A 14,935-nucleotide genomic window follows, 5' to 3' on the forward strand; every position below is an offset into this window, starting at 1 on the left:
GGTGTGGTGCGGAGGAGAGTTTTTGGTGAGCCGTCAGCCGGCGAGCTGTCGGCGTCCGGCCGTGCGCTGGTGGCTTCTGTGCCGGCTGGCGCTCCGCGGGCGCGGCAGCGCGAGTTTGTCCAGCACGTCCAGTGCAGCGGCATGTTCATTGAAGGTATAGAGGTGCAACCCGGGGGCTCCAGCGTCCAGCGCCGCGTTAGCCAAGTCCACTGTGGCGCCGACCCCGATCCGGGTCCGGTCGGTGTCGGTGCCCGCGGCGGTGAGCCGGTCGATGAGGACCGGGTCCGGCGCGACGCCGGTCAGCTCGCTGAGGCGGGTGAGCCGGCGGACGCTGGTGAGCGGCATAACCCCCGGAATAATCGGGATGGTGACGCCGGCCCGGCGTGCCCGTGCCAGCAGGTCCGCGTACTGCCCGGTGTGGAAAAACACCTGGGTGATGGCAAAGTCCGCGCCGGAGCGCTGCTTGGCCAGGAGCACCTCCACATCATGCGCTTCGCTCGGGGACTCCGGGTGCCGGGTGGGGTAGGCAGCGACGCCGATCGCCACCTTACCGGCGCAGAGCAGCGCGAACCGGCGCTGTTCGACCCGGCGGATGAGCTCAATCAGGTCCTGTGCGTAGCGCAGCGAACCCGCGGGCGGCACAACGCCGTCTTTGGGCTGGTCGCCGCGCAGGGCAAGGATGCCACGCACGCCGACGTCGAGCAGTTCGCCGATGATGTCGGCGAGCTCCTGCGGTGAGTTTCCAACGCAGGTCAGGTGCGCCAGCGGCCGCAGCGTGGTCTCCTGGACAAGCCGGTTGATCAGTTCGACGGCGGTGGTCCGGTTCGAGCCGCTGGCGCCGTAGGTCACGGACACGTAGTCCGGGTCCGTGCTTTCGAGTTCGCCGATGGTGGTCCAGAGCGATTCCGTGGCAGCGGGTGACCGCGGCGGGAATAGCTCGTAGGAGAGGGCGACAGGAGCCATTCCGGCAAGATCTGGATGGGTGTCAATAAGGCTTGGTGGAGACATTTGCGTCCTTGGCTGTGACCACTGACGGCGTTGCCGTCGGTGAATTGAGTTTGGGGAACACGGAGGAGACTCCAGCAGGACGCAGCCGCGACTGTTACGCCTGATACGAAGTATTCCGTGAGCAAATGTCAGGCCCACATGGGGGCACCCACACCCTCCTGGGCCGCCGGTGGGCAGGCCTTCAGCGGAGGATCGCTGACACGTTACCGGGGTAACTTGGATAGAACTTTACGGCCCGCCCGGTCAGCGTTCAAGTCCGCTGCCGAATTAAGACGTGCTCTTACGGAACTTTCCGGCTGGTGACAGAACATTCTTCGCTTTAATGCGCCAGGGGCCGGTTTGCGGACGGTATACCCGGCGGAAGTGTTGGCGCCGGCATCTGCCTTTCACACCCGCGCAGGACTATTCTTTTGCCATGATCCAGCTTCCAGCCAGCTACCAGGAGTACCTCGCCGGCAAGAGCGAGAGTTTCATCAACGCCGTGCGTCCGATTTTGATGCAGTCCGCGGCGGACAAGATGCACGGCGTCCGGGTTGTGGTGCACCCGCACGACCACCAGGCCCATCTGGACTCCACCATCCCGTTCGGTTCCGTTGTGGAGGACATCGACTGACGCCTGCCGGCAGGCTTTAGCCGTCCAGCAGGAGGCGCTGCGAGCGCGGTGCCAGCGTGTGTTCAAGCACGAGGCAGGCGGCGCCGACAGCGCCGACGTCCTCGCCGACGCCGGTGCCGACCACTTCGATCTCGTGGATCTTCCGGGTGGCGCTGCCGTCCCGGACGAGCTCCGGGACCCGTTCAAGGTAGCGCTGTGAGAGGCAGGTCCAGAACGGGCCGCCGAAAACCACACGGTCCACGTCCAAGGCGTTGGTAACGATGGAGACGGCGCGGGCCACCAGCACGGCGGAATGGTCAATGATCGCCTCGGCCCGGGGCTCGCCTGCGACCGCCGCCGCGCACAGCGCGGCGAAGCTCTCCTGGAGGGCAGGACCTGTCTGGACCGCAAGGGGTCCCGCCAGGACCCCCGTTTCGACGGCGCGGGCCACCAGGACCTGCGGGATGCAGGAGGACAGGACGCAGCCGCGCGCCCCGCACACGCACGGCGGGCCGTCAGGATCCACGATGATATGCCCGATCTCGCCGGCGTTGCCGGAGGTGCCGCGGACCACCTCGTCATTGAGCACGATCCCGCAGCCGATGCCGGTGCCCATGTACATAAACACGAAGCTGCCGGAGCCGCTCGGACCGCCCGCCCAGGTCTCCGCCACAGCGGCGCTTGTTACATCCTTATCCACGATGGTGGACAGCCCCGTCGCCGCTGCGAGCGCATCCCGGAGCGGCACGCGGTCCCAACCGAGCAGGAGCGGAGGGTCAACCACCGAGCCCTCCTCCAGGTCGATCGGTCCGGGAGAAGCGACGCCGAGGCCGGCGATCCGCGCGGGGTCGACGCCGGAATCCAAGATCAGCTGCTTGATTTCGGCGGCGATGGTGTTGATAACGGCGCCGGGATCCGAGCCCATCGGGGTCTTGATCCGGGAATGCTTGACCACTGCTCCGACCAGGTCCAGCACGACGAACGTTATGACGGCGGGATCCAGATGGACACCCACGGCGTACATCCCGGAGGACTTGAGCCTGAGCATGGTCCGCGGCTTGCCCGGGCCGGTGCCTTCCTTGCCCGCCTCGTAGATCAGGTCCTGGTCCAGCAGCCGCCGGGAGATGTTGGAGATCGTCTGCGGGGACAGCCCGACAATCTGCGCCAGTTCCACCCGGCTAAGGCCCGCCGGGGACCGACGGATGGCGTCGAGGATCACCGTGAGGTTGAAATCCCCCATCCGCGGCAAGTTGGTTCCGCGCCTCGGCGAGGGCTGGCGGATTTCAGGCACTGATACCCCTAAACGTCTTTGGCTGCGCACTGCTTATCTCAGAATCGTACGTTAAGCTCCGGTGGCGGCCCATACACCCCGCTTCACACTGCAGCGGATTTCCGGATGCTCGCTGTCACGGTGAATTTAGGGTTTCTTCCGACCTCGCGGGTGGGGCCAATAAGCCGCTGCAGCGTGGGCCGGTAGTGCAGGTGGCTGTTGAACACCGTCCAGAGCTCCCCACCCGGAGCCAGCACCCGGCCCGCCGCCTCGATCAGTTTGATGCCAGCCCCGGAATGCACCGCCGCACCGACGTGGAAGGGCGGGTTGAGCAGGATTAGCTCCGCGCTGGCCTCCGGGAGTGAGGCCATCGCATCGTCCTGCAGGGCCGTGATCCGGTCACCGAGGCCGTTGGCCTGCGCCGTGGCTCGGGCGGACTCGACGGCGGCGGCGGACTGGTCCGTCGCCGTGACCCGGGAACCGGGGTGGCTGCGGGCATACATGGCGGCGAGGATGCCGGTCCCGCAGCCGAGGTCGACGGCGTGCCGTGCGGCCGGCATCCGGGGCAGGAACTCCAGCAGGAACCGGGTGCCGATGTCCAGCCCGGTGCCGGCAAAGACTGCGCCCCGGGCACAGACAGCCAGTCCCAGGTCGGTATTGACCTCCGTGCTGGGGAACGGCTGGGCCCCGGTGGCGGGGCGGGGACGCCGGGCCAGCAGGATCCGGGACTTTTGCCGGGCACGCTGCGGCTGGACTTCACCGAAGTGACGCTCCAGCACGGCGTTCATGCCCAGGCTCATGTGTTTGACCCGGCCGCCGGCCAGCAGCACAACGTCGGGCGCGGCGTAGCGGGCGACGGCGTCGGCAATCTCCTCGAGCTCAGCCAGCGACTTGGGCAGCTGGAGCAACACCAGGGTGGCACCGGACAGCAGCCCGGCGCCGAGCGGAAACTGCTCAAAACCGCCGTCGACGCCTAGCTTCTCCGCGTTGTTGCGGAGGGCACGTTCCCCGGTGATGAGGTCCTGGTGCACACGGACCGGGCCATTCAGCGCGCCCGGCTCCCCGGTGTTCCACCTGTTCAGCGCCAGCGCGCCGAGGGTCAACGCTCCGTACCGGTCCCCCACGATGGCCAGCCGTCCGCCCGGAGGCAGCAGCCCGTCCGCGAGCAGTCCGCCGGCGGCCTCGAGCAGGAGCGGGTCCGTTGCGTCCCAGGCCTGCAGGTTGGGCGCCTCCACATCCGGAGACCTGCCCAGCCGGGAGAAGAGGGATTCAAGAGTGTTGTCCGCCACGCGCGAGTTGCCGCCTTATGTGAGTCCGGTGAGTGAGTGTTCAGGACGGGTAAACGAAGTCCCCTGCCAATTTATCCTGCCCGCCAAGTAAACGCAGGATGCCTGCCACCGCGGACCGGCCCGCCCGGTTGGCACCGATGGTGGACGAGGACGGACCGTAGCCCACCAGGTGGACCCGTGGTTCCGCGGCCACCTGCGTGCCGTCCATGGCGATCCCGCCGCCCGGGCCACGCAGGTGCAGCGGGGCGAGGTGTTCAAGCTCCGCCCGGAAGCCGGTGGCCCAGAGAATCACGTCGGCGGCCAGGAAGCTGCCATCTGCCCGCCGCACTCCCCCGGGCTCGATGCCGGTGAACATGGGCTGGCGCTCCAGGACACCGCGGTCCGCGGCCGCGCGCAGGGCCGGGGTCCAGAGCAACCCGGTCACCGCGACGATGCTTTGCGGCGGCAGTCCCTGCCGGACGCGTTCTTCCACCAGCGCGACGGCGTTGTGCCCGGCCCGGCGGTCAAAGTCCGTGTCCCGCCAGACCGGTTCCCGGCGGGTGAACCAGCTGGTCCCGGTGACGTGGGAGATCTCGTCGAGCAAACCGACGGCGGAGATTCCCCCGCCCACCACGATCACGTGCCGGCCGCGGAACTCTTCGGCGGAAACGTAGTCCGCAACGTGCAGCTGCCGCCCCTGGAAGGTGGCCCGTCCAGGGTAGATCGGCCAAAACGGCCGGGTCCAGGAACCGGTGGCGTTAATGATGGCCCGGGCGGACCAGTCGCCGCCCGTGCTGGCGATCCGCAGCCGCCCGTTCGGCTCCGCGTCCTCCCGGGTGACCGACCGGACTTTGACGGGGCGCTCGACGGCGAGCGAGAGCTCGTGTTCGTAGCCGCCAAAGTACCTCGGCAGGAAGCTGGAGCTCGCTTCGTCCGGGTCGACGGCGGGCTGCGGCCGGCCGGGCAGGTCGCTGATGCCGTTGACGGTGGACATCCGCAGGCTCTTCCAGCGGTGCCGCCAGGCCCCGCCTGGACCGTCCTCGCCGTCGAGGACATGGTAGCTGCCGGCCGGCCCGCCGGTTCCTCCGCCCTCGGCCGTTCCTCCGTTGTCGGGGCGGGCCGTGGCCGGGACCAGGCCGCGGCGGCGCAGGTGGTAGGCGGCGGAGAGCCCGGCTTGGCCACCGCCGATAACAACCACGTCGGCGGACCTGAGCGTCCCGTCACCCGCTGTGGACATTACGGCTCACATTTTCTTGACGACACTGGATTTCAGCTGCATGGGTCCGACGCCGTCGACCTTGCAGTCGATGTTGTGGCCCCCAACCCCGTTGACCAGCCGGATTCCGCGGACTTTGGTCCCGACTTTGATGACGGTGGAACTGCCCTTGATCTTCAGGTCCTTAATGACCGTCACTGTGTCCCCGTCGGAGAGGACGTTGCCAACGGCATCCTTGACCGGTGCTGGTTCCTGTCCGCCGGTCTCTGCTTCCGCTGCGGGCGACCATTCGTGGGCACACTCGGGGCAGACCAGGAGCGCACCCATCTCATAGCTGTATTCACTGGAGCATTCCGGGCACGGCGGCAGGGTCTCATTCACGACCCCAACAGTAGTCGAGGTGCCGGGCCGAATCGCGGGAAGGCCGGCATTGCTAAGCTGAGCTCCCCAGAGTGAAGGCGGCGCCCCATGGCCCAGAGCCCAGTTCAACCCCACCGCCCGGTCCCAACACCGGGTTCGCCTCCCGCGCCGGGGGATTCCCGGCTGCGCTCCGGCGTCCGGACTGCAGGCAGGATGCTGCTGGGAGGATTCCTGTTGCTGGCCGGTGTCAGCCACCTGGGCTGGGCGCGGGAGGCGTTCCATGCCCAGGTGCCGCCATGGTTGCCGTTGGACGTGGACTTTGTGGTGGTTGCGTCCGGACTGGTGGAAATCGGCCTGGGCGTTGGCCTGCTGCTGATCAGGCGGCGGCGGGTTGCCCTCGGTTGGCTGGTCGCTGCCTTTTTTGTCGCCGTTTTTCCCGGGAATATCTCCCAGTTCGCTACCGGCACCGATTCGTTTGGCCTCAACTCGGACACCAGCCGCGGGATCCGGCTGCTGTTCCAGCCGCTGCTGGTGCTCTGGGCCTTGTGGTCCACGGGCGCCTGGCGGGCCTGGCGGATGAGTCGGCGCGCCGGCCGGTAAACCGGCACCGCTGCCTGCCCTGGTCCCGGCTGGTTCGTGCACTGCAGCCGGCGGCAGCCCGTTCCGGGCGCAAAAAATTCCCCGAAAGACAAAAGGTCCTGCTCACTGAGCAGGACCTTTTTCGGTGGAGCTGAGGGGACTCGAACCCCTGACCCCCTGCATGCCATGCAGGTGCGCTACCAGCTGCGCCACAGCCCCGAACGTGCCGGGAAATCCGTCCTGCGAAGGAACGTCTCTCCGGAAGCAACCTGTTTATCTTAAACCACAATTCCGGTTCACGCGAATCGGCGAGCCGGCTCGGAGAAACCGGCCCGACCCCGACGTTCCACGCCCGGGCCGGACAACCGCCATACGCAAAAAATCCGCCGGAATCTTTCGATTCCGACGGATTATCCGGTGGAGCTGAGGGGACTCGAACCCCTGACCCCCTGCATGCCATGCAGGTGCGCTACCAGCTGCGCCACAGCCCCGAATTTTCGCTGCCCCGACCCCGCCGGCTTTCGCCTCCGGGCTCCGTACTTCGTCCGGATTTCTCCGAAGCAACTCAAATATCTTAGAACAGTCTTTCGGAAAATTCCAAATCGGGCATATTCCGCAGCTGCATGCCGGGTTACTCCGCTTCGGGGCCCGCCGCTGCCTGCGCGGAAACGTCGTCGCCAAGCTGAAGGTCCACAACGGGGCAGTCCTTCCAGAGGCGCTCCAGGGCGTAAAACACGCGGTCTTCCTCGTGCTGGACGTGAATAACGATGTTGCCGTAGTCCAAGAGGACCCAGCGGCCGCCGGAGCGGCCCTCACGGCGGATCGGCTTGAGCTCGAATTTGGAGAGTTCGTCTTCGATGCCGTCCACAATGGCATTAACCTGGCGTTCGGACGGCGCCGAGGCAATCAGGAAGATATCCGCCAGGGCCAGCCGTTCGCTGACGTCCATGGCGACGATGTCCTCAGCGAGTTTCTCGGCAGCCGCTCGGGCTGCGTGGCGGGCTGAGGCGATGGATGAATCGGTTGCAGTCACGGGACTCCTTATTGGGTACAAAAGTGTTGGGTAAAAAGCGTTATGGGTAACAAGCGTGTGTTCTGAAACTGCGCGGGTGGCCACCGGGCGGAAGCGCGCGGCCCGCAGCAAAGGTGGCTAGCCGGAGATGGCAGTGACAATCAGCGTGATGCCGGCGATCAGTGCCAGCACCCCCAGGGCCAGTACCACCAGGCGCAGGCGCCGCGCCCTGCCCAAACCGGCCGTGACCGCGTCCAGGGGTTCAAGCCCGTAGGCTGCGCTTGCGGCCACCGGCGAGCCGCCGGCGAAGTCCTCCTCGGACCGGAGCGTTGCCGGCTCCCCCGCCGCCGGCTGGGATTCTGCCGGCGGCACGGACGAAGCACGGGCAGCGGCCTCGGCGCGGGCAAGCACCCCGGCACGACCGGTCGCAGGGCCGGGTTTGCGCTGGCGGGATGCACCGGGGCGGTGGCCGCCGGACTTGCGGTTGTCACCAACCCGGGGGCCCGGGTTGGTGACAACCGGAACGTGTGAGGTGGCAGGGCGCTTCAGGACCGGCCGCTCCACGCCCGGAACCTGGACGAACTCCAGGGGTGTGACCATTGCCAGGTTATTGGCCGTGGTCGGATCATTGCGCACCGGCTCCGGCACGCTGTTCTGCTCGGCCAGCTTCTGCTTCGCGGCGGCACGGCGTCCAAGTACTGCGGCCCGTTCGGCCACGGCGATCTGCTCCGCCAGTGCGCGCGGATCCACGGCATCGGCGTCCACGGCGTTGATGTGTTCCATCTTGGCCAGTTGGTTCTGCGCCTGCTGGGCGAGGAGTTCGCGTGCGGCGAGGGCCTGTTCCACGCTCATCCCCACGGCGCCCGGAGCTCCCGGGCCGGCTACGGCTTCCTCGTCCGCCGGGGCGGCGGTTTCCGCACCCGCGGCCGGCGCGTCGGCTTCCGCCCCCGGCGGGGGCGCGGAGGGGCTGACCCGGGTGCGGGGCGAGGCAGGGACGATCAGATTGGCGGACGTTGCCGGGGCTGTCTCGGCGGCCAGCTGCAGCAACCGCAGCTGGCGACGCGTCGGCGGTCCGCCGGCGGCGAGGTTGCCTTCCTTCTCGGCTAATTCCTTGATGGTTCGCAAGGTGGCGCGGTCCCGGGCCCGGATCTGCGAGGACCGTTCGGTTCCCGGGGAACTGCTGACCGAGTCGACCGGGCCGGGAATCCGGCGCCGGCCGGTGGTTTCCGCTTCGGTGGGTTCACCGGGATCAACGGCGTCCGGCCGCGCGGCATCCTTGTTTGCGGCGTCCTTGTTTGCGGCGTCCTTGTTTGCGGCGTCCTTGTTTGCGGCGTCCTTGTTTGCTGAGGCCGGGCTATTCGAGGCAGGGGGAACCGCGCCGGAAGCGGGGGCACCGGGCTCCCGGCGTTCATCTCTGGCCTGCCGCAGTTCGCGACGGCTGCGGATTGGTGGCTGTTCCTGACTCATTGCAAACTCATTCGATGCTGGCGGGGTGGGCTAACTCGGTACTGCGGTCGTAGCGTGCGGCGCCATTTCCGGCGGAGGTGTCCCCGACGTCCGGGTGGCCGCCGTACAGTCCGTATTTGGCGATGTACTGCACTACACCGTCCGGCACTAAGTACCAGACAGGGTTTCCTGCAGCTACCCGGGCGCGGCAGTCGGTCGAGGAGATTGCCATCGCTGGCACCTCGAGCAGGCTGACGTCCTTGCGGCCCATTCCGTCCAGGACGTGTCCGGGCCTGGTGACGCCGACGAAGTGCGCAAGGGACCACAGCTCGTCAATGTCCTTCCAGGACAAGATCTGCGCCAGGGCGTCGGCGCCGGTAATAAAAAACAGGTCCGCATCCGGGCGCAGGGTTCGGAGGTCACGAAGGGTGTCGATAGTGTACGTGGGACCGGGCCGGTCCACGTCCACCCTGCTGACGGTAAAGCGCGGGTTTGACGCCGTGGCGATGACTGTCATGAGGTAGCGGTGCTCGGCCTCGCTGACCTTTTTGCTCATCTTCTGCCACGGCTGGCCGGTCGGCACAAAAACCACTTCGTCCAAGTCGAACTTGGCTGCCACCTCGCTGGCGGCAACAAGGTGGCCGTGATGGATGGGATCGAAGGTACCGCCCATCACGCCCAGACGCAGACGGCGCCGGGCACCGCGCTGCGTCACGATGGCGGAAATATTAGTGGCCTTGGCTGTGATCGTGCTTGTTCGGGTGCTGGCGGTGCGGATCCGCGTGCTCCTCAACGGCTGCATGGCGCCTGCCCAGGTTGCCGTAGGACAGTGTGACCGACAGCATGACCATCAGCAGCGCGAACATCACGGCGCCAATTACGATCGGCGGTGCGATGAGCGGCGCGAGTTCCTCGTGGCCTGATCCGCCCACGGCGGCGACGATTGTGGCGATCTGCTGGGACAGCATGTTCTCCCCTAGTGAGTTCACAATTTAACGACGGCGGATATCCCCGCCGTTCCGGACTTCTGTTCCATGTTACAGCGTTGCTAGGACCTGATCTGGCCCTCGCCCTGGACGATCCATTTGGTGGTGGTCAGTTCCGTCAGGCCCATGGGTCCGCGGGCGTGCAGCTTCTGGGTGGATATACCCACCTCGGCGCCGAGGCCGAGTTCACCGCCGTCGGTGAAGCGGGTGGACGCGTTGACAATAACGGCGGCCGAGTCGATCTCGGCAATAAACCGCTCGGCGTTGCCAAGGTCATTGGTCAGGATGGCCTCGGTGTGGCCGGTGGACCAGGTTCGGATGTGCCTGACGGCGTCGTCCACGCTGTCGACCATGGCCACGGCAAGGTCCAGGTCCATGTATTCGGTGGCCCAGTCCTCGTCCGTGGCGGGGACCGAGTCTATCGAGGCGGGCAGTGCAGCGCGGATCCGATCGTCGGCATGCAGCGTAACGCCGGCGTCGCGCAGGGCAGCGGCGACGGCGGGCAGCGCTGTTGAGCCGGAGTGGACCAGCAGGGTTTCCACGGTATTGCAGACGCTGGGCCGTTGGGTCTTGGAGTTCAGCAGGATCTCGACGGCCATCTCCTCGTTCGCGGAGGCGTCCAGGAAGATGTGCACATTGCCTTCGCCGGTCTCAATCACGGGAACCTTGGCGTTGGCCACAACGGACTGAATGAGGTCCCGGCCGCCGCGGGGAATCAGGACGTCCACCCGGCCGCGTGCACGCATCAGGGCGTTGGCTCCTTCGCGGCCGAACTGGTCAACGCTTTGCACTGCGTCGGCGGGCAGGCCCACCGACTCCAGGGCGTCACGGAGCACGGTAACGAGCGCTGCGTTGGTGGCGGCGGCGGCGGTTCCGCCGCGCAGGATGACGGCGTTGCCACTCTTGAGGCCGAGCCCGGCGATGTCCACCGTGACGTTGGGACGCGCCTCGTAGATGGCGGCGACGACGCCCATCGGGACGTTGACCTGGCGCAGCCGCAGCCCGTTGGGCAGGGTCTGGCCGCGCACCACGTTACCGACCGGATCCGGCAGGTTGGCGAGGTTCTCCAGGGCGGCGGCGAGGCCCTGGATGCGGGCATCGGTGAGGGTGAGCCGGTCCAGCAGCGCCGCGGAGGTGCCGTTGGCCTTCCCGGCGGCCACGTCCGTGGCGTTGGCGGCAAGGACCCCGGCCTGACGCTCCAACAGCGCTTCGGCGATGGCGCGCAGCCCCCGGTCCTTCCAGGCCCGGTTGGCGCGGGACATCCTGCGGCCTGCGGCACGGGAACGGTCGGCGATGGCGTGGACGGCGGCCTCGACGTCGGCCGGTGAAAGCGTGGATGGTTCAGGCACGGAAGAGCCCGTGGTTGAGTCGATGGAATTCGCTGCGGATTCGTGAATCAGTGCCTCAGTCATCATTCCAGTCTAGGCGAGGCTCCCGGTTAGACCAGAACCAGGTCATCCACGTGGATGACCTCCCGGTCGAAGCCCCTGCCCAGCGACTCCCCCAGTTCCACTGTGGAACGGCCCAGCATTTGCGGGAGCTCATCGGAGGAGTAGTTGACCAGCCCGCGCGCAACGACTGTTCCATCCGCTGCAACCATCTCGACGGCGTCGCCGGATTCAAAGGTCCCTTCCACGGCCGTGACGCCGGCCGGAAGCAGGGAGGTGTGGTGGTCGCGGACGGCTGTGACGGCGCCGTCGTCGAGGATCAGCCGGCCCTGCACATGGGCGAGGTGGGCCAGCCACATCATCCGCACGGACTTTCGTCCGCTGTTGACAGTGAACAAGGTGCCGACGTCCTCCCCCGCCAGTGCGGCGGCAGCGTTTGCCGTGGAGGTGACCAGCGCGGGGATACCGGAATCCGCGGCCATCGTGGCGGCTTCGACTTTGGTCTGCATTCCGCCTGTTCCGACCCCCGCCTTGCCGGGCGAGCCGATGGTGACGTCCTCCAGGTCCGCGGGGCCGTCGACCCGGGGAATGCGCTTGGCACCTTTGGCGGGCGGGCCGTCGTAGAGGGCATCGACGTCGGAGAGCAACAGCAGGGCATCGGCCCGGACCAGGTGCGCCACCAGGGCGGACAAGCGGTCGTTGTCGCCGAAACGGATCTTGTGCGTGGCCACCGTGTCATTTTCGTTGACAACCGGCACAACGCCCAGGTTCAGCAAACGGTTCAGCGCCCGGAACGCATTCATGTGGTGACTGCGCCGCATCAGGTCATCTGCGGTCAGGAGCACCTGGCTGACGGTAATCCCGTGGGCACCAAAGGCGTGCGTGTAACGGGCCATCAGCAGCCCCTGGCCCACGCTGGCGGCGGCCTGCTGGGTGGCGAGGTCCCGGGGACGCTTCGTCAGGCCCAGCGGCGCGAGCCCCGCGGAGATCGCTCCCGAAGACACCAGGATGATTTCGGTGCCGCTATTGCTTTTGGCCGCCAGCGCGTTCGACAGTTCGATCAGCGCGTCCTCGGAGATTCCGCCCTTGATACTGGTGAGCGACGACGAACCCACCTTGACCACAATGCGGCGAGCCCGGGCGAGCAGCCTGCGGTCGTTGGTTTTGGGTTCCTCGATGACAACTGCGGACTTGTCGCTCACGTGTTAAGGCTCACTCCTCATTCTCGGTGTCAAGGGCGCTTTCCTTAAGCGGCTTGGGCCGGCGGCCGCTGACGGATTCAGTCCAGATGCCGGCTTTGCGCTCGGCTTCGAGCTCGGCGCGGGCCGCAGCCTTGGCCTCGCGGCGCTCCACCTGTTCATCGCGCTTTTGGCCACGGGTGGGGCGGTCGCCGATGTCGGCAAAGCGCACGTCGGTTCCGCGGGGTGCTGCCAACAGTTCGGCGCCGGCCATCATGGTCGGCTCCCAGTCGAAGACGACGCCGTCGTCTTCACCGATGACCACCATGTCGCCCGGGGTGGCGCCCTGTTTGAACAGCTCGTTTTCTACGCCGAGCTTAGCCAGTCGGTCAGCAAGGTAGCCGATAGCCTCCTCGTTGGTGAAGTCGGTCTGCTTGACCCAGCGCACGGGCTTGTCGCCGAGGACGCGGAACAGCGGCTCCAGGTTCTTCTCCTCGCGGCGGATTTTGAAGCCGGACTCGTTGACGGCGCGAGGTTTGAGTACCGGGGCGTGGACCTTCGGCGGCGCGGCAGCAATGGCGTCGCGGGCAGCCTGGACGATCTCGCCCATCGCGAAGCCAAGCTGGCGGAGACCTTCGTGGCTGGTCGCCGAAATTTCGAAGACCTTGAAGCCGCGGGATTCGAGTTCGGGGCGGACAAATTCTGCCATGTCCTTGCCGTCCGGGAGGTCGACCTTGTTCAGGGCGATCAGGCGCGGGCGCTGGTTCAGCGGAACAACTTCACCGTCGGAACCGGCATAGCTCATGTCCACCGCGTATTTGTCCAGCTCGGCTTCGATGACGGCGAGGTCCGAGAGCGGATCGCGGTCTGATTCGAGCGTGCCGCAGTCGAGCACATGCACCAGGGCGGCGCAACGCTCAACGTGGCGCAGGAAGTGGTGGCCGAGGCCCTTGCCTTCGCTGGCGCCTTCGATCAGGCCGGGGACGTCGGCGATGGTGAAGCGCACCTCGCCGGCCTGGACCACACCGAGGTTCGGGATCAGGGTGGTGAACGGGTAGTCGGCGATTTTGGGCCGGGCGGCAGACATCGCGGCAATCAGGCTGGACTTGCCGGCGGAGGGGAACCCGACCAAGGCAATATCGGCGATGGATTTCAGTTCCAGGACAACGTCACTGGATTCGCCTTCGATGCCGAGCAGGGCGAATCCCGGGGCGCGGCGTTTCTGCGAGGAGAGCGAAGCGTTGCCCAGTCCACCGATGCCGCCGGCCGCGGCGATGTATTCGGAACCCTCACCGACCAGGTCTGCGAGGACCCTGCCGTCCTTGGACTTGACCACGGTGCCCTCGGGAACCGGGAGGATCAGGGTTTCGCCGTGCTTGCCGGCGCGCCAGTCGCCCATACCGGGTCCGCCGTTGGTGGCGTGGCGGTGCGGGGCGTGGTGGTAATCGAGCAGGGTCGTGGTCTGGGGGTCCACGCGCAGGATAACGTCGCCGCCGTTGCCGCCGTTGCCGCCGTCGGGACCGCCGAGCGGCTTGAACTTCTCGCGGTGAACGGAGACACAGCCGTGGCCGCCGGTACCGCCGGATACGTGCAGTACTACCCGGTCTACAAAGCTCGCCACGTGGATCTCCTCAGTGCTGTTCCCGTAAGCGTGCAAAGACGCTCAGGATGATTGTAATGCGGTTAAAACACCGGTGGAGCGGACCTAATGGCCCGCCCCACCGATTTAAAACGTAGGTACTACTCTGCAGCTGCTGCAGCCACAATGTTCACAACGCGACGACCGCGGCGGGTGCCGAACTCGACGGCTCCGGGAGCCAGGGCGAACAGGGTGTCGTCGCCGCCGCGGCCAACGCCGGCGCCCGGGTGGAAGTGGGTTCCACGCTGGCGGACGATGATCTCGCCTGCGGAAACTACCTGACCGCCGAAGCGCTTGACGCCGAGGTACTGGGCGTTCGAGTCACGACCGTTGCGAGTGGAACTCGCGCCTTTTTTATGTGCCATTTGGAAATGCCTGCCTTAAAATTCTGGGGAATCTGCTGAAAACCTGAACAGTAACGAGTAGTTACTTGATACCGGTGATCTTGACCTTGGTCAATTCCTGACGGTGACCCTGGCGCTTTTTGTAACCGGTCTTGTTCTTGAACTTCTGGATGACGATCTTGGGACCGCGAAGGTCCTCAAGGATCTCAGCCGTAACCTTTACCTTGGCCAGGTCCGAAGCAGCAGACATGACCTTGTCACCGTCTACCAGGAGCAGTGCGGGCAACTCAAAGGTGCTGCCGGCTCCACCGGGGACGCGGTTCAGGGTAACGAAGTCTCCAACGGAAACCTTCTCTTGCCGGCCGCCTGCGCGGACAATCGCGTACACCACTGGGGAACTCACTTCTCTCGACGTTTATTACTAGATTTGCGTGCGGAACCTGGGTCCAAAGTTGATGGTCCGGCTCACGCTGTGCCTCTACGCCGGTGGGTTCCCCGGGGGAACCCATGAGCTATCCCGTGGACATTCGCACCTGAAATCAAGTGGAGCGTCCTCAAGGTCATAACCCAAGTGTTGGCGTAAGCACCGAAGATCTAGACTACGCTAATTTTGCCTTCGGCCGCAAATGAGGCTGGTTCCGAAGGGAGG

The 14,935-nt window shown here is 66.4% G+C and carries 16 protein-coding genes and 2 tRNA genes; 2 read left to right on the forward strand and 16 right to left on the reverse strand.

Annotation, left to right across the window (positions count from 1 at the left end; all coding sequences use genetic code 11):
• Nucleotides 1-33: 33 nt before the first annotated feature.
• Nucleotides 34-1,008: a methylenetetrahydrofolate reductase gene (locus ABIB49_RS03515; protein WP_354156703.1), complete on the reverse strand. Its 975-nt coding sequence runs from the start codon at nt 1,006-1,008 to the stop codon at nt 34-36.
• A 415-nt stretch (nt 1,009-1,423) separates the two neighbouring features.
• Here ABIB49_RS03515 and ABIB49_RS03520 point away from each other — a divergent pair, with 415 nt between their 5' ends.
• Nucleotides 1,424-1,621: a hypothetical protein gene (locus ABIB49_RS03520; protein WP_226774560.1), complete on the forward strand. Its 198-nt coding sequence runs from the start codon at nt 1,424-1,426 to the stop codon at nt 1,619-1,621.
• Nucleotides 1,622-1,637: 16 nt separating this feature from the next.
• Here ABIB49_RS03520 and ABIB49_RS03525 read toward each other — a convergent pair whose 3' ends face one another.
• The 4 genes from ABIB49_RS03525 to ABIB49_RS03540 form a co-directional block, all read right to left on the reverse strand.
• Nucleotides 1,638-2,891: an ROK family transcriptional regulator gene (locus tag ABIB49_RS03525; protein WP_354156704.1), complete on the reverse strand. Its 1,254-nt coding sequence runs from the start codon at nt 2,889-2,891 to the stop codon at nt 1,638-1,640.
• 83 nt (nt 2,892-2,974) lie between these two features.
• The gene (locus ABIB49_RS03530; protein WP_354156705.1) at nt 2,975-4,159 is read right to left on the reverse strand and encodes a class I SAM-dependent methyltransferase; all 1,185 of its coding nucleotides are present in this window, start codon (nt 4,157-4,159) and stop codon (nt 2,975-2,977) included.
• 40 nt (nt 4,160-4,199) lie between these two features.
• Nucleotides 4,200-5,375, reverse strand: a complete 1,176-nt coding sequence (locus ABIB49_RS03535) for an FAD-dependent oxidoreductase (RefSeq protein WP_354156706.1) — start codon at nt 5,373-5,375, stop codon at nt 4,200-4,202.
• Between the two features lie 6 nt (nt 5,376-5,381).
• The gene (locus tag ABIB49_RS03540) at nt 5,382-5,735 is read right to left on the reverse strand and encodes a zinc ribbon domain-containing protein YjdM (protein WP_253032594.1); all 354 of its coding nucleotides are present in this window, start codon (nt 5,733-5,735) and stop codon (nt 5,382-5,384) included.
• An 87-nt stretch (nt 5,736-5,822) separates the two neighbouring features.
• Here ABIB49_RS03540 and ABIB49_RS03545 point away from each other — a divergent pair, with 87 nt between their 5' ends.
• Nucleotides 5,823-6,314: a DoxX family protein gene (locus ABIB49_RS03545; protein WP_396021261.1), complete on the forward strand. Its 492-nt coding sequence runs from the start codon at nt 5,823-5,825 to the stop codon at nt 6,312-6,314.
• A 125-nt stretch (nt 6,315-6,439) separates the two neighbouring features.
• Here the strand turns inward: ABIB49_RS03545 and ABIB49_RS03550 are convergent.
• The 11 genes from ABIB49_RS03550 to rplU all read right to left on the reverse strand — a co-directional run bounded on the left by ABIB49_RS03550 (nt 6,440) and on the right by rplU (nt 14,677).
• Nucleotides 6,440-6,512: transfer RNA gene (locus tag ABIB49_RS03550), tRNA-Ala, on the reverse strand.
• 199 nt (nt 6,513-6,711) lie between these two features.
• A tRNA-Ala gene (locus tag ABIB49_RS03555) sits at nt 6,712-6,784 on the reverse strand.
• Between the two features lie 140 nt (nt 6,785-6,924).
• Nucleotides 6,925-7,326: a ribosome silencing factor gene (rsfS, locus tag ABIB49_RS03560; protein WP_226774565.1), complete on the reverse strand. Its 402-nt coding sequence runs from the start codon at nt 7,324-7,326 to the stop codon at nt 6,925-6,927.
• A 117-nt stretch (nt 7,327-7,443) separates the two neighbouring features.
• Nucleotides 7,444-8,772: a hypothetical protein gene (locus tag ABIB49_RS03565; protein ID WP_354156707.1), complete on the reverse strand. Its 1,329-nt coding sequence runs from the start codon at nt 8,770-8,772 to the stop codon at nt 7,444-7,446.
• Between the two features lie 7 nt (nt 8,773-8,779).
• Nucleotides 8,780-9,424 carry a nicotinate-nucleotide adenylyltransferase gene (nadD, locus tag ABIB49_RS03570; RefSeq protein WP_396021265.1) on the reverse strand — a complete coding sequence of 215 codons (645 nt, stop codon included), beginning with the start codon at nt 9,422-9,424 and terminating at the stop codon, nt 8,780-8,782.
• 55 nt (nt 9,425-9,479) lie between these two features.
• Nucleotides 9,480-9,719 (reverse strand): hypothetical protein, encoded by a 240-nt coding sequence (locus ABIB49_RS03575; protein WP_226774568.1) that lies wholly within the window; start codon nt 9,717-9,719, stop codon nt 9,480-9,482.
• A gap of 80 nt (nt 9,720-9,799) precedes the next feature.
• Nucleotides 9,800-11,149: a glutamate-5-semialdehyde dehydrogenase gene (locus ABIB49_RS03580; RefSeq protein WP_354156708.1), complete on the reverse strand. Its 1,350-nt coding sequence runs from the start codon at nt 11,147-11,149 to the stop codon at nt 9,800-9,802.
• Between the two features lie 26 nt (nt 11,150-11,175).
• A complete protein-coding gene (gene proB, locus ABIB49_RS03585; RefSeq protein WP_226774570.1) occupies nt 11,176-12,327 on the reverse strand; it encodes a glutamate 5-kinase in 1,152 nt (383 codons plus the stop codon).
• Nucleotides 12,328-12,337: 10 nt separating this feature from the next.
• A complete protein-coding gene (gene obgE, locus ABIB49_RS03590; protein ID WP_226774571.1) occupies nt 12,338-13,924 on the reverse strand; it encodes a GTPase ObgE in 1,587 nt (528 codons plus the stop codon).
• 119 nt (nt 13,925-14,043) lie between these two features.
• Nucleotides 14,044-14,307 (reverse strand): 50S ribosomal protein L27, encoded by a 264-nt coding sequence (gene rpmA, locus ABIB49_RS03595; RefSeq protein ID WP_069952019.1) that lies wholly within the window; start codon nt 14,305-14,307, stop codon nt 14,044-14,046.
• A gap of 61 nt (nt 14,308-14,368) precedes the next feature.
• The gene (gene rplU, locus ABIB49_RS03600) at nt 14,369-14,677 is read right to left on the reverse strand and encodes a 50S ribosomal protein L21 (protein WP_226774594.1); all 309 of its coding nucleotides are present in this window, start codon (nt 14,675-14,677) and stop codon (nt 14,369-14,371) included.
• Between the last annotated feature and the right edge of the window lie 258 nt (nt 14,678-14,935).

The sequence above is a fragment of the Arthrobacter sp. UYCu512 genome (assembly GCF_040547075.1).
Lineage (GTDB): Bacteria > Actinomycetota > Actinomycetes > Actinomycetales > Micrococcaceae > Arthrobacter.

Excerpts from the sequence above, each read along its gene's own strand:
- ABIB49_RS03515 (WP_354156703.1), bottom strand. The coding sequence starts at position 1,008 with ATGTCTCCACCAAGCCTTATTGACACCCATCCAGATCTTGCCGGAATG.
- ABIB49_RS03520 (WP_226774560.1), top strand. The coding sequence starts at position 1,424 with ATGATCCAGCTTCCAGCCAGCTACCAGGAGTACCTCGCCGGCAAGAGC.
- ABIB49_RS03535 (WP_354156706.1), bottom strand. The coding sequence starts at position 5,375 with ATGTCCACAGCGGGTGACGGGACGCTCAGGTCCGCCGACGTGGTTGTT.
- ABIB49_RS03545 (WP_396021261.1), top strand. The coding sequence starts at position 5,823 with ATGGCCCAGAGCCCAGTTCAACCCCACCGCCCGGTCCCAACACCGGGT.
- ABIB49_RS03565 (WP_354156707.1), bottom strand. The coding sequence starts at position 8,772 with ATGAGTCAGGAACAGCCACCAATCCGCAGCCGTCGCGAACTGCGGCAG.
- nadD (WP_396021265.1), bottom strand. The coding sequence starts at position 9,424 with ATGGGCGGTACCTTCGATCCCATCCATCACGGCCACCTTGTTGCCGCC.
- ABIB49_RS03575 (WP_226774568.1), bottom strand. The coding sequence starts at position 9,719 with ATGCTGTCCCAGCAGATCGCCACAATCGTCGCCGCCGTGGGCGGATCA.
- ABIB49_RS03580 (WP_354156708.1), bottom strand. The coding sequence starts at position 11,149 with ATGACTGAGGCACTGATTCACGAATCCGCAGCGAATTCCATCGACTCA.
- rpmA (WP_069952019.1), bottom strand. The coding sequence starts at position 14,307 with ATGGCACATAAAAAAGGCGCGAGTTCCACTCGCAACGGTCGTGACTCG.